This window comes from Mesorhizobium sp. B1-1-1 (genome assembly GCF_006442955.1).
Lineage (GTDB): Bacteria > Pseudomonadota > Alphaproteobacteria > Rhizobiales > Rhizobiaceae > Mesorhizobium.
In genome coordinates, this window is sequence record NZ_VFWW01000002.1 from 517,252 (window position 1) to 530,094 (window position 12,843).

General features: G+C 63.5%; 11 protein-coding genes. 6 read left to right on the top strand and 5 right to left on the bottom strand.

The genetic code is table 11. The annotated features are described in order from the left end of the window. Position 1: 1 nt before the first annotated feature. Positions 2-1,771: a CoA-transferase gene (locus tag FJ986_RS05490; protein ID WP_140515240.1), complete on the top strand. Its 1,770-nt coding sequence runs from the start codon at positions 2-4 to the stop codon at positions 1,769-1,771. 6 nt (positions 1,772-1,777) lie between these two features. Then, complete coding sequence (locus FJ986_RS05495) at positions 1,778-2,620, top strand: SMP-30/gluconolactonase/LRE family protein (RefSeq protein ID WP_140497508.1); 843 nt, start codon at positions 1,778-1,780, stop codon at positions 2,618-2,620. A 14-nt stretch (positions 2,621-2,634) separates the two neighbouring features. Here the strand turns inward: FJ986_RS05495 and FJ986_RS05500 are convergent, their stop codons facing one another. From FJ986_RS05500 to FJ986_RS05520, 5 genes are all read right to left on the bottom strand, one after another. Continuing rightward, complete coding sequence (locus tag FJ986_RS05500) at positions 2,635-3,555, bottom strand: ABC transporter permease (protein WP_140515241.1); 921 nt, start codon at positions 3,553-3,555, stop codon at positions 2,635-2,637. Positions 3,556-3,586: 31 nt separating this feature from the next. Beyond that, positions 3,587-4,681 carry an ABC transporter permease gene (locus FJ986_RS05505; RefSeq protein WP_140561639.1) on the bottom strand — a complete coding sequence of 365 codons (1,095 nt, stop codon included), beginning with the start codon at positions 4,679-4,681 and terminating at the stop codon, positions 3,587-3,589. Further along, positions 4,665-6,212, bottom strand: coding sequence for an ABC transporter ATP-binding protein (locus FJ986_RS05510; RefSeq protein WP_140561638.1), 1,548 nt, complete (start codon positions 6,210-6,212; stop codon positions 4,665-4,667). Before FJ986_RS05510 ends, FJ986_RS05505 begins: the two co-directional genes overlap by 17 nt. A 98-nt stretch (positions 6,213-6,310) precedes the next feature. Beyond that, positions 6,311-7,405, bottom strand: a complete 1,095-nt coding sequence (locus tag FJ986_RS05515; RefSeq protein WP_140555643.1) for a BMP family ABC transporter substrate-binding protein — start codon at positions 7,403-7,405, stop codon at positions 6,311-6,313. Beyond that, the gene (locus FJ986_RS05520) at positions 7,402-8,235 is read right to left on the bottom strand and encodes a GntR family transcriptional regulator (protein ID WP_140497518.1); all 834 of its coding nucleotides are present in this window, start codon (positions 8,233-8,235) and stop codon (positions 7,402-7,404) included. Before FJ986_RS05520 ends, FJ986_RS05515 begins: the two co-directional genes overlap by 4 nt. A gap of 249 nt (positions 8,236-8,484) precedes the next feature. Between FJ986_RS05520 and FJ986_RS05525 the strand changes: the two genes are divergently transcribed. Genes FJ986_RS05525 through FJ986_RS05540 form a run of 4 tightly spaced genes read left to right on the top strand, consistent with a single transcriptional unit; the run spans position 8,485 to position 12,709 of the window. Beyond that, positions 8,485-9,342 (top strand): aromatic ring-hydroxylating dioxygenase subunit alpha, encoded by an 858-nt coding sequence (locus FJ986_RS05525; RefSeq protein WP_140561636.1) that lies wholly within the window; start codon positions 8,485-8,487, stop codon positions 9,340-9,342. Positions 9,343-9,373: 31 nt separating this feature from the next. Beyond that, positions 9,374-10,264, top strand: coding sequence for an aromatic ring-hydroxylating dioxygenase subunit alpha (locus FJ986_RS05530; RefSeq protein WP_140561634.1), 891 nt, complete (start codon positions 9,374-9,376; stop codon positions 10,262-10,264). 21 nt (positions 10,265-10,285) lie between these two features. Continuing rightward, positions 10,286-12,052: a Rieske 2Fe-2S domain-containing protein gene (locus tag FJ986_RS05535; RefSeq protein WP_140673612.1), complete on the top strand. Its 1,767-nt coding sequence runs from the start codon at positions 10,286-10,288 to the stop codon at positions 12,050-12,052. A gap of 9 nt (positions 12,053-12,061) precedes the next feature. Next, the gene (locus FJ986_RS05540; RefSeq protein ID WP_140673614.1) at positions 12,062-12,709 is read left to right on the top strand and encodes a glutathione S-transferase; all 648 of its coding nucleotides are present in this window, start codon (positions 12,062-12,064) and stop codon (positions 12,707-12,709) included. Positions 12,710-12,843: the final 134 nt, after the last annotated feature.

The following is a 12,843-nucleotide window of genomic DNA, read 5'->3' on the forward strand; positions in this document are numbered from 1 at the left end:
AATGTCCCTGGTCAAGCCGAACCGGCCGCGCTTCACGGATGTCGAAGGACTGGCCGCGATGGTCGGCCATGGCGAATCGTTTGGTGTCGGCGGCCACCATTTCGCCCGGCTGCCGATCGCATTGCTGCGTGCGATAGCCCGGTCGGGCGTCAAGGATCTGCATTACATCTGCTGGGCCGGCGGCTTGCCCCTCGAACTGCTGCTCGAAGCGCATGCCGTGGCTGAGATCGACCTCTGTTTCTCCAGCCTCGACATTTTCGGCTTGCCGCCAAAATTCCGCGCAGCCGCCGAAAGCGGCGCGATACCGGTTCGCGATTGGACGGCGCTGGCCATGATCCAGGCGCTGCGGGCGGCGCAGCAGAACCTGCCCTCGATGCCGTTCCAGCTTCCGCTGGGATCGGGCATGCTGGCGCGCGTGCCGGGTGCGAGCGCCAGACCTGATCCGATTGCCGGTACCGAAAACGGATTCGTCCCGCCGCTGCGGCTCGACACATTCGTCGTCCATGCCCAGCGCGCCGATGAAAGCGGCAATGTGCAGATCATCGGGCCCCGCGCGCTGGACTTCGCCATGGCGGGTGCGGCGCGCAAGGTGCTGGTCACGGTCGAGGAAATCGTGCCGGGCGGGACGCTGCGCCAGGACGGCCGCCAGAGCGTGCTGACCCGCAACCAGGTTTCGGCGATTGCGCTGGCGCCGGCCGGCGCCTATCCGGCCTCGTGCCTGCCGTTTTACGTCACGGATTATCAGCGATTGTCGGAGGCGTTCGCCGACCGGCAAACGCCTTTGGCGGACAATCTGCGCCCGCCTTCCGAGGGCGTGCCGAAGCCGTTGCAAAGAGCTGCGAAGGTTCGAGCTAACACAGCGCTTGCCATGCCGGCGCTTGCGCGCGCCGAAGAGAAAGCATCCGTCGACGAGATCATCGCCGCTCGCATCGCCGCCGAACTCACCAATGAGAGCTTCGCCAGCGCGGGTGCGGTCTCGCCGCTGGCCAACGTCGCCTACCGGCTGGCCAAGGCCACGCACGCGCCGGACATGATCATCGCGACGATGAGCTGCGGCCATCTCGACATCGCGCCGAGCCCGATGATCCTCTCGCTGATCGAAAGCTTCGATTGCGAAACGGCTGTCGCGCATGCCGGCGGCGACGACACCTACTCGACCTATTACCAGGCCGGCGCGGTGACGCACGAGATCGTCGGCGCGGCACAGGTCGACCGGCGCGGCCGCGTCAACACGATCGCACTGCGCAAACCAAGCGGCGGCCTCATCCGGTTGCCGGGGCAAGGCGGCATGGCCGATGTCGCCAACATGCACCGCGATTACCTGCTCTACATCCCCCGCCACTCGATCCAGTCGCTGGTGGACGAGGTCGAGATCGTCAGTTCCGCCCGGGGGTTGCTGACGGCGGCCGAACGCGAGCCGATGGGCTATCGCACCGGCAGGGCGCTGGTCTTCACCGATCTCTGCGTCTTCCGGCTCGACGAGACTTCGAGGGAATTGATCGTCGTCGAAACCATGCCGGACGTCACGCAGCAGCAGATCCGTGACGCCACCGGATTTGCGGTGTCGTTCGACCCCTGTTGCCGCGAGGTCTCGCTGCCTTCCGACAACACGCTCGCCATCTTGCGAAACCGCATCGACCCGCTCGGTCTGCGCCGTCTGGAATTCGTCAGCGCCAAGGAGCGCGGCGCGCTGATCGCCGAGATTCTTGAAGCCGACCGCGCGATGGTCGGACGCTGCATCACCGCGCAGACGGCGCTTGTCGAAAGCTGAGATCCCATGGCCAAGCCGTTGCTCGACATGTCAGCCGCGCGCGTTTTCTTCGACGGCATCTTCACCAGCCCGCGCGTCGCGCATCCGGAGGGCGTGGCCGTTCACCGCGATGGCTCGATCTGGTGTGGCACCGAAACCGGCGACCTGCTGCGGCTGGCCGCCGATGGCGGCTCGGTCGGGCGCATGGGCGGCACCGACGGTTTTCTGCTCGGCATCGCTTTCGACAGCGCGGGAAACTGCTTTGCCTGCGACCTCAGGCATGCCGCGATTTTCCGCTGGGATGCCGCGACAGCGCGCATGGAGCGCTTCGCGTCGGCCGGCATTCGCGTGCCGAACTACCCGATCGTCGACGAGGCGAGGGGTTGGCTCTTCGTTTCGGACAGCGTTGGCCAGGACAATCGCTCGGGCATCTTCCGCTACGATCTCAAGACGGGCGAGGGCGGCCTGTGGTGCCGGGAGGCGATGTCGTTCGCCAACGGCATGGCGATGGCGCCGGACGGCAACGGCCTCTATGTCGTGGAAAGCGACGCACCCTGCATCAGCTATGTGCCGATCCTTGCTGACGGATCGGCGGGGGCTCGTGAGATCGTCGTCGAGGGCGTGCACAATGTTCCGGACGGAGTGGCCTTTGCGCCTGACGGCTCATTGTTCATCTCATGTTATGAGCCCAGCCGTATTTATCGCTGGCAAAAGGACAAAGGTCTCGAAGTGCTGATCGAGGATCCCGCCGCAACCACGCTGGCGCACCCCACCAACATCGCCTTCAAGGGCGACAAGCTCTATACCGCCAATCTGGGTCGCTGGCATATTACCGAGATCGACTTGAGCCTTCTCCAGCAAGGGAAGTAGCATTTCGCAGAAGGTCAACTCGTCGGGCGAAAAGGTTTTGCCAGCGAGGCCGGGAAGTGCAGGGCCAGCATCTGGCGGTTTCGTGAGATCAGCACCAGAACGATGATGGTGGCGAGATAAGGCAGGGCCGAGAGCAGTTCGGATGGCACGTCCAGCCCCAGCGCCTGACCTTGCAACTGAAGGATCGTCATCCCGCCGAACAGCCACGCGCCAAGCAGGATGCGCAGCGGCCGCCAGGTGGCGAAGACCACCAGCGCAAGCGCGATCCAACCCTTGCCGGCAGTCATGTTCTCGACCCAGAGCGGCGTGTAGGCGACCGACAAATAGGCGCCTGCCAGGCCTGCCATCAGCCCGCCGAACAGCACGGCCATGTAGCGGATCCTGATCACGGGATAGCCGATCGCATGCGACGTCTGCGGCGACTCGCCGATCGTGCGCAGCACCAGGCCAGCTTTCGTGCGGTAGAGAAACCAACTGATGGCGACGAACATCAGCAGGGCCAGATAGACCATCGGATCGAAGCGGAACAGTAGCGGACCGATCAGCGGCAGATCGGACAGAACGGGGATGTCGAGGCGGCGCAGTGCCTCGATCGGCTCGCTGCCGAAGCCGCGCCCGAGGAAGGCGGAGACGCCCGAACCGAAGATCGCCAGCGCCAGGCCGGCTGCATATTGGTTGGTCAGGAACGTCAGCGCCAGAACGCCGAACAGCAGCGAGGCGGCCGCACCCGCCAACGCGCCGGCCAGGATCGCCACAGGCATCGGATAGCCCGCGGTGACGGCCCAGAATGCCAATGCGGCGCCCATCAGCATCATGCCTTCGATTCCGAGATTGAGGACACCCGACTTCTCCACCACGAGCTCGCCGAGCGCGGCGAATATCAGCGGTGTGGCGGCAATGACGGTGCCGGTGAAGATGGCGATGAACAGATCCATCAGGCTGTCTCCCGCACGATCCGAAATCCGCTCATCGTGCCGTCTCCAGCGCATGCGTGTCCCGGACGGGTCGCACCAGTCGAACGCGATAGAAGATGAAGAAGTCGGCGGCGAGCAGGAAGAACAGCAGGATGCCCTGGAAGATCCGCGTCAGGGCCGAAGGCAGGCCGAGCGTCATCTGCACACCTTCGCCGCCGAGGAAAAGCAGCGACATCAACAGCCCGCCAAGCACGATACCGAAGGCGTTCAGCCGTCCGACGAAGGCAACGATGATGGCCGCGAAGCCGTAGCCTGGCGAAATCTGAGGCGAGAGCTGCCCGAGCGGCCCGGCGGCTTCCGCCATGCCGGCGATGCCGGCCGCGGCACCTCCCGCCAGCAGTCCGATCCAGACCGCAGCCGATTCGCGAAAGCCGGCATAACGGGCGGCAAGCGGTGCAGCCCCGCTCACCGACATCTTGTAGCCGAGGAAGCTGCGGTCGGTGAACAGCCACATCAGGAGCACGGCGACGACCGTGATGAAGATCGACGGGTTGAGGCGATAGGCGGGGTCAAAGGATTCGAACAGGGCCGCCGTCGGCAGAAGTGCCGTCTGCGGATAGTTGAAGCCGGCCGGATCGCGCCACGGTCCGTGCACGAGATAGGACAGGAACAGCGTCGCGATATAGGTCATCATCAGCGTGACGAGGATCTCGTTGGTGTTCATGCGGGCGCGCAGAAAGGCGGGGATTGCCGCCCAGGCCATGCCGGCGCCCATGCCGGCGATGAACATCAGCGGCAACAGCAGCACGCTTTCGGGGTTCGGCCAGAAAAGCCCCACGCCGCTGGCCGCGATTGCCCCCATGGTGAACTGGCCCTCGGCGCCGATATTCCAGACATTGGCGCGGAAGCCGACCGCCAGCCCGCAAGCAATGAGGATCAGCGGCGAGGCCTTGAGCAGCCATTCGGACAGGCCGTTCATGGAAGAGAGCGGCTCGATGAAGAAGGCATGGAGGGTCGCCAGCGGATCATGTCCGAGGGAGGCGAAGAAAATCGATCCGACGACGACAGTCAACAGGGTCGCCAGCGCCGGCGCGGCAACGCGCATCAGCGAGGAGGGCTCCGGCCTTTGTTCAATCCTGAAGCGCATTGTTGCCACCCCCATTGGCCAATGCGCCGTCGCTCATGCCGCGGCCCGTCATCAGAAGTCCGATCTCCTCGCGATCGGTCGTCTTGCGCGCCAGCGGTGGGGAAACCTTCCCTTGGCAAATGACCAGCAGCCGGTCGCAGATCTCGAACAACTCGTCGAGTTCCTCGGAGACGACGAGCACCGCCGCGCCGGCGCGGCTGAGATCGACGATGGTCTGCCGGATGAAGGCGCTCGCGCCGACGTCAACCCCCCAGGTCGGCTGAGACACCAGGAGGAGCTTCGGCTGGAGCGCGATCTCACGCCCGACGATGAATTTCTGCAGATTGCCGCCGGACAGGCTTTGCGCGGTCGCCTGCGGCCCGTTGGCCTTGACCTTGAACCTATCGATTATGCCGGCGGCGAACGCCTTGGCCCGGCGCCGGTCGACCAGCCCGTTGCGCACCGTGCCGAAGCGGTGCGCGGTCAGCACCGCATTCTCCCACAGCGTGTGCGAGGGCACGGCGCCGCGCCCGAGCCGCTCTTCGGGAACGAAGGCGACGCCGAGCTTGCGGCGCTCGTGCGGGCGAAGGCGGGCTGCGCCGGTTCCGCAAATCCGGATGGCGTCGCTGCGCTCATGCGTGCGCTCGCCGCTGAGCAAGGCGATCAGCTCGGCCTGGCCATTGCCGGAAACCCCGGCCAGGCCGACAATCTCGCCGCCATGCACCTTGAAAGAAATGTCCTTCAGGTCGACGCCGAAATGATCCCGGGACTTCACCGTAAGTCTGTTGACCTCGAGCACCGGTCTGTCGCTTGGCGTCGGCGGGCCGACATGCATTTCAGGCAGCTTCGAACCCACCATCATGCGGGCAAGCTCCAGCGACGTCGTCTCCTTCGGACGCGCGGTACCGGTGACCTTGCCGTTGCGCAGCACGGTGGCGGTGTCGCAGAGCTCCTGGACCTCGTCGAGCTTGTGGCTGATATAGACGATGCCGCAGCCCTCGGCGGCAAGTTGGCGGAGCGTCTCGAACAGCTTCACCACCGCCTGCGGCGTCAGTACCGAGGTCGGCTCGTCGAGGATCAGCAGTTTCGGCGCCTGCAGCAGGCAGCGCACGATCTCGACGCGCTGGCGCTCGCCGACCGACAGGTCGTGCACCTGGCGATGCGGGTCGATGGGCATGCCGTAGCGGCGCGACATATCGCGGATCTTGTCGGCGAGCGAAGGCAGGTCGTATGCGCTGCTGGCCGAGAGCGCTATGTTCTCGACCACCGAAACGGATTCGAACAGCGCGAAATGCTGATAGACCATTTCGATGCCGAGTGCGCGCGACATCGCCGGGGTGTGCGTGGCGATCGGATTGCCGTCGCAAAAGATCTCGCCGGAATCGGCTTGCGTCGCCCCGTAGATGATTTTCATCAGGGTGGATTTGCCGGCGCCGTTTTCGCCCAGCACGGCATGGATCTCGCCGGGTTGAATCGACAGCGACACATCGTCATTGGCGACGACGCCGGGATAGCGCTTGCAGATGTTGCGCAGTTCTAGTCGCGGATGCATGGCGGGTCCTGCCGTGGCGTGAAGCGAGGTTGGACGGGAACCAGGCAAGGAGACGCCGAAGGTATGGACTTGGGCGTCTCCCGGCACTTTTACGGTGATCAGCTCAGCCTGCCGATCATCCCCTTCACGAACCAGTTCATGCCGCGAATGTCGTCATCGGCCAGAACCGAACCGGCGGCAACCTTGACGTTGCCGTCCTGATCCTTCAGTTCCCCGGCGTAGGGATGAAGCTTGCCGCTGCCGATGTCGGCCTCGAGCTGCTTGAGCTTGGCGCGCGCATCGGCGGGGATACCCTCATTGTAGGGGGCCATTTTCACCACCCCGGCCGCCAATCCGTCCCAGCGGACTTCCGGCTTCCAGGTACCGGCGGCCACGGCCTTGGCTGCGCCGACATAGTCGCTGGTCCAATCGAGAACGAAAGAGGTCAGCTGCTTGCCCGAGGCGAATTTCGACATGTCGCTGGCATAGCCGATCGACCAGGCGCCACCTTCGCCGGCGACCTGTACGCCGGTCGCGGTGTCCGTCATCGAGCAGACCACGTCGCAGCCTTGAGAGATCAGCGTCTTGGCCGCCTCCTTCTCCTTGCCCGGGTCGAACCAGGAATTCAGGAAGATGGTGTTGCAGGTCGCGTTTGGATTGACGCTCTGCGCGCCAAGCAGCAGCGCATTTGCCGGACCGACGATGTCGGGGATCGGAAAGCCGCCGATGAAACCGATCTTGCCCGATTTGGACATGTAGCCGCCCGCCGCGCCGGCGACGAAGGTGCCTTCGTAATATTTCGCTTCGAAGGTTCCCAGATTGGCTAGGTGGACGATGCCTGAGCAGTGTTCGAACGCCACCTTGGGAAAGCGCGGCGCCACCTTCTGCATCGGCGTTCCATGCGAAAAGCTTGTGCCGAAGATCAGCCTGTTGCCGGCGCTGGCCAGTTCGCGGAAGACACGCTCGGCGTCCTGCGGCATGAAGATGTTGTCGATGACGGTGAGCTCGACCTTGTCGCCGAATTCGGCCTTGATGGCCTCGACGCCGAGGCTGTGCTGCTTGGTCCAGCCGATCTCGGCGACCGGCGAGACGTAGACGGCACCGATCTTCAGCACCTCCTGCGCCTGTGCGATGGTGCTCAGCGCTCCCGCGCCAAGAGCCGCGCCGGCCGCGCCGCTGTGTTTCAGGAATTCACGTCTCGTCAGTTTCTTCATGACGGTAGCCCTCTGTTGGTCTTTTTTGTTGATGCCCGGCTTGTCGGTGCCCGGTCTGTTCTGGGGATATGGAGGTGGAGATGCGTTGCCGCGTCGCCGCCGCCGGATGCATTCGACAATCTTCGCAGCGGTACAGTCGCGCCGTCGGCCTTGCCGTCGAGATAGGGCGCCAGCGCTTCGGCAGGCGTCATCTCTGGAAACACTGCGCGATCCATGATGTAGCCGCGCACCACCGCGCGGTGGTGGGTGTCGATCAGGTCCATGGCCGGTTTCAGCCGGCCCTTCTCCAGCAGGTCGACGACCCGCGAGTGGTCGTCCAGCAGATTGCAATAGTCGAAATCGGCTGAAATGAGGGAGCGCAGCAGCGTCGTGCGGCGCACCAGCTGCGCGTGGATTTCCTGCATGACCTTGTTGCGGCTGAGGCGTACGAACACGGTATGGAACTCTTGGCCCAGCACGTCGGCCAGCGCATCGTTGCCGGCGGCAACAGCTTGGCGCTGGCGCTCGACATGCTGGCGCAGTTCGGCCCAGCCGGCCGGCCCAAGGCGATCGCTGAGCTGTGCTGCGACGCCCTGTTCGACGAGCGTCAACGCGTCGTAGATCTCCATCGCCTCCTGCATGCTCGGCTTGGCGACGAAGGCACCGCGGTTGCGTTCGATCTGGGCCAGCCCGTCATCGGCGAGCCGGATCAGGGCCTGGCGCACCACGATGCGGCTCACGTTGAATATTTCGGAGAGTTCGCGTTCGCCGAGCTTGCAGCCGGGCACGAGGCGATGGTCGATGATGGCGCGGGTCAGCGTATCCGCGATGGTCTGGGAACGGCTGCTCAAGGCATGGTTCTCCGCCATTTCGACGACATGATCAGCGGGCTTTCGTGATGGCGACATGCCTCGTCAGGACATGACATATCCCAGGTTCAGCTTTCTCATATCGGAATTCAATCATCATAATCTGTCAACACAAAAAAGGATTTTGCACGACAAAAAAATGTTGATTGGTATCCAATCTTGTGGTTTCGTCATCCCGAAACGTCGGGCTAGGTTCATGGTGAAGGGCTAGCCGAGTTGGGAGGGAAGCCGATGGCAACCCGTTGCGTTGACCGCGAGCTTTTGAACGACTGGCACATCGTCGCGGATCAGGAATCGCTAAGCCAGGATACGCGGTTTGCCACATGCCTGCTTGGGGTCGCTCTCTCCGTTCACAAGTGTTCAAACAAGATCGAAGTCGTTCGCAGCGATACGGGCGCCACGCTGAAAAGCGCCCAGCGTTATGGCTTCATCTGGACCTGCCTGGACAAGCCCTGGCGCGACATCATCTATATCCCTGAGGCCAATGAGGCAGACCGGCATCTGGTCAGCGGCGGTTCGATCGCGGTCAAGGTGTCGGGCCTCCGCGCGGTCGAGAATTTTCTCGATATGGGGCATTTCCCCTTCATTCATACCGGCTGGCTCGGCGAGGAGCCGCATACCGAGGTCGCGCCCTACAAGGTTGAGATCACAGCGCAGGACGAGGTGCTGGCGACCGAATGCAAATTCTATCAGCCGGTGGCTTCGCCGACCGCCAAGGAAGGCTTTGTCGTCGACTACATCTACAAGGTGATTCGGCCCTACACGGTGGCTCTCTACAAGAGCAACCCGATCCAGAAGGACCGGCTCGACGTCATTACCCTGTTCGTGCAGCCGGTGGACGAGGAAAACTGCATCGCGCATCCTTACCTCTGCTATCTTAAGGAAGGCATGGAGGCGGGAACGGTGCGCAGCTTCATGCAATTGATCTTCGCCCAGGACAAACCGATCCTGGAGAACCAGGTACCTAAGCGCCTGCCGCTCGATCCGCGTGCCGAGACCCCGATCCGTGCCGATGCCGTGTCGGTTTCCTACCGGCGCTGGTTGCGTGATCGGGCCGTCACCTATGGCGCGATACCGGCACAAGCCTGATGACGTCTGGGGGCATCCAAAGGATAAAACGATGACAAAATGCTCGGATCCCGTGATCCTCAATCTCTGGCATCCCGTAGGGGCGATCGCCGAGACCGTTCCCGGCGGTGTCCAGGACACCATTCTGCTCGAGGAGCGGCTCAGCTTCGCGGTCGACGTGGATGGTGAGCCCGTCGTCTGGCGCTCACGTCCCGATGTACAAGGAGTTGATCGTATTCCAGCCGCCGACAGGCTGCCGGCAAGAAGCGCCTACGGCTATGTCTGGACTTCGCTCGGCTCGCCACCGGCCGAGCTGTTTCCGATCCCGGAATATGAAGAGCCGGACCGCCGCAAGCTCAACGCGGCCACGTTTGGCGTCAACGTCTCGGCACCGCGCGCCATCGAGAACTTTCTCGACATGGGTCACTTTCCCTATGTGCATACCGACATATTGGGCGTCGAGCCGCACACTGAGGTCAAGGAATACGACGTCGAGATCTCGGTAGATCGTGACGAGATCCTGGCCACGCGCTGCCGCTTCTTCCAGCCGATGGCTTCGACCGCTTCCGGTGGCGGCGCCGACGTGGACTATGTCTATCGCGTGCCGCATCCCTATTGCTCCGTGCTCTACAAATCGAGCCCGGTCGACGAGGCACGGCGCGACGTCATCGCCATCTTCCTGCAGCCGGTCGACCAGGAGCACGTGCGCGCCCACATGCTGCTTTGCGTGCTCGACGAAGACAACGAAGACAAGGTGATCAAGCGCTTTCAGCAGACGATCTTCGGCCAGGACAAGCCGATCCTGGAAAACCAGGTGCCCAAACGCCTGCCGCTCGATCCGCGCGCCGAAACGCCCATCCGGGCCGACAAGTCGGCCATCGCCTACCGGCGCTGGCTCAGCCAGAAGGGCGTGACCTACGGTGTCATTCCGGTTGCGGCCTGACGAGATTCTTGGAGACGATTGATGTTGGAAGAAGCCAGAAGCCAGTGGCATCCGATCGCCGCTTCCCATGATTTGCCGTACCGCCACGTTTTCCATGGTCAATTGCTCGGCCGGGAATTCGCCGTCTGGCGTGCCGATGACGGCTACGTCAACATCTGGGAAAACCGTTGCCTGCATCGCGGCGTCAGGCTGTCGATAGGCATCAATGACGGGCGCGAGCTGAAGTGCCAATATCACGGCTGGCGTTATTCGAACCGCACCGCCGGCTGCACCTACATTCCCGCGCATCCTGCCGACGCGCCGGCCCGCACCATCACCAACCGCACCTTCCCCGGGGTCGAGCGCTACGGCTTGGTCTGGTCCTCCGAGGAGCCTCGCGGCGAGGTGCCGGATGTTGCCGCGCTGACCGAAGGCAAGCTGCTCGCCTTGCGCGGCATCGCGGTCAACGCGCCGGCCGACAAGGTCGTCGAAGGGCTGAAGGCCTATCGCTTTCAGCCCAACGCAGCGATCGAAGGCGAGGGCGCGGAAACCATCATCGAGGCCGCGCGGGATTTTGCCGTGGCGCTGCACTCGCACGATGGTGGTGCCGAGACGCGCGGCGTGTTCTTCGTGCAGCCGGTTGATTCAAACCGTTCGATGATCCGTGGCGTGCTCGATCAGGAGGTCGAAGCAGCCGCCCGCATCGCCATCCTGCGCCACCACAATGAGCGGCTTTCCAAGCTGCGCGACAAGGTCGAGCGCGACGTCGCGAACGCACCGGCGCCCGCACCGATCGAGCCGGTCTACGAAAGGGTGTCGGCCGAACTCGCCGAAATGCCCGAAGTGACCGCGCATGGCCGCAAGGCGGCGCTGCGCGTCAGCGTGGCCAGGAAATGGCAGGCGGCCGACGGCGTTGCCGGTTTCGAGCTCCGCCCGATCAAGGGCATCCTGCCGACGTTCCAGCCTGGAGCCCATATCGACGTCCATATGCCCAATAGCGAGATCAGGCAGTATTCGATCACCAACGGCCCTGGTGAAACCGACAGCTTCATCATCGGCGTCAAGCTGGAGCGCGATTCCAAGGGCGGTTCGAAATGCATGCACGAGACTGTGCGCGAGGGGGACGTGCTGGCGATTTCCGAGCCGCGCAACAATTTCCCGCTGCGCCGTGACGCGATCAAGACGCTGTTCGTCGCCGGCGGCATCGGCATCACGCCGCTGCTCGCAATGGCGCAGGCGCTGAAGAACCAGGAGCTGGCGCACGAGCTGCACTATTTTGCGCAAGGGCAGGAACACCTCGCTTTCGCCGATCGGCTGAAGCATCTCGGCGATGCGCTGAAGCCGCATCTCGGGCTGTCGCCGGACGCGACCGGCGCCGAGCTTCGAGGGATTCTCGCCGGTTACCGGGACGGCATGCATCTCTATATCTGCGGTCCCGGACCGATGCTGGAAGCCGCGCGCAAGATCGCCGCCGAGCAAGGCTGGCCGGATACCGCCATCCATTTCGAATATTTCAAGAACACCAACAAGATCGACGACAGTTCGAGCTTCGAAGTAGCGCTGGCGCGCTCCTGCGTAACGCTGCAAGTGCCGGGCGGCAAGACGATCATGCAGGTCATGCGCGAGAATGGCATCGATGTTCCGTCGTCCTGCGAGCAGGGCGCATGCGGCACCTGCGTCGCCACCGTGATCGAAGGCGAGCCGGACCATCAGGACGTCTACCTCAACGATGCCGAGCGCAAGGCCGGAACCAGGATCATGACCTGCGTCTCGCGCGCCAAATCGGCACGCCTCGTGCTCGACATTTAGGAACTCCCGATGATCACGCTTTACGATTACGAACTGTCGGGCAATTGCTACAAGCTGCGGCTGCTGATGAGTTTTCTCAGCATTGACTACAAGACCGTGCCGGTCGACTTCTACCCCGGCCGCGAACACAAGTCGGAATGGTTCCTGAAGCTCAATCCGCTTGGCCAGCTGCCGGTCATCGAGGATGAAGGGCTGATCCTGCGCGACGCCCAGGCGATCCTGGTCTACCTCGCGTCGAAATACGATCCGTCGAGCACATGGTATCCCCGGAACAGACCGGCCCTGCTCGGCGAGATCAGCCAGTGGCTGGCCTTCGCCGACGGCATCACTTCGACGGCGTCGGCCGCCCGCCTGCACGACGCGCTGTTCTACGATTTCGACATCGATGCCGCACGCGCCGGCGCGCACCGGCTGTTCCGTATCCTCGACGAGCATCTGTGGTTCGGCGAGCAGCAGGGCCGCGGCTGGATCTGCTCGGCCGATCATCCGACCATCGCCGATATTGCCTGCTTTCCCTACATCATGCTGTCGGAGGAGGGCGGCATTACGCGCCAGGACTATCCCGCCATCCGGCGTTGGTGCGATCGTGTCAAACGCATCAAAGGCTTTACCGTGATGTCGGGCGTGTTCCCGGCGGGGCCGGCCAAGGCCGCATGATTTCTATCGCAACGCCGGGCGATCGATCGTCCCGGCAAGCAAGTTTGGGAGAAAGAAATGAAAACCCGCGCCGCCGTTGCCGTTGCCGCCGGAAAGCCGCTTGAGATCATGGAGGTCGACCTTGACGGTCCGCG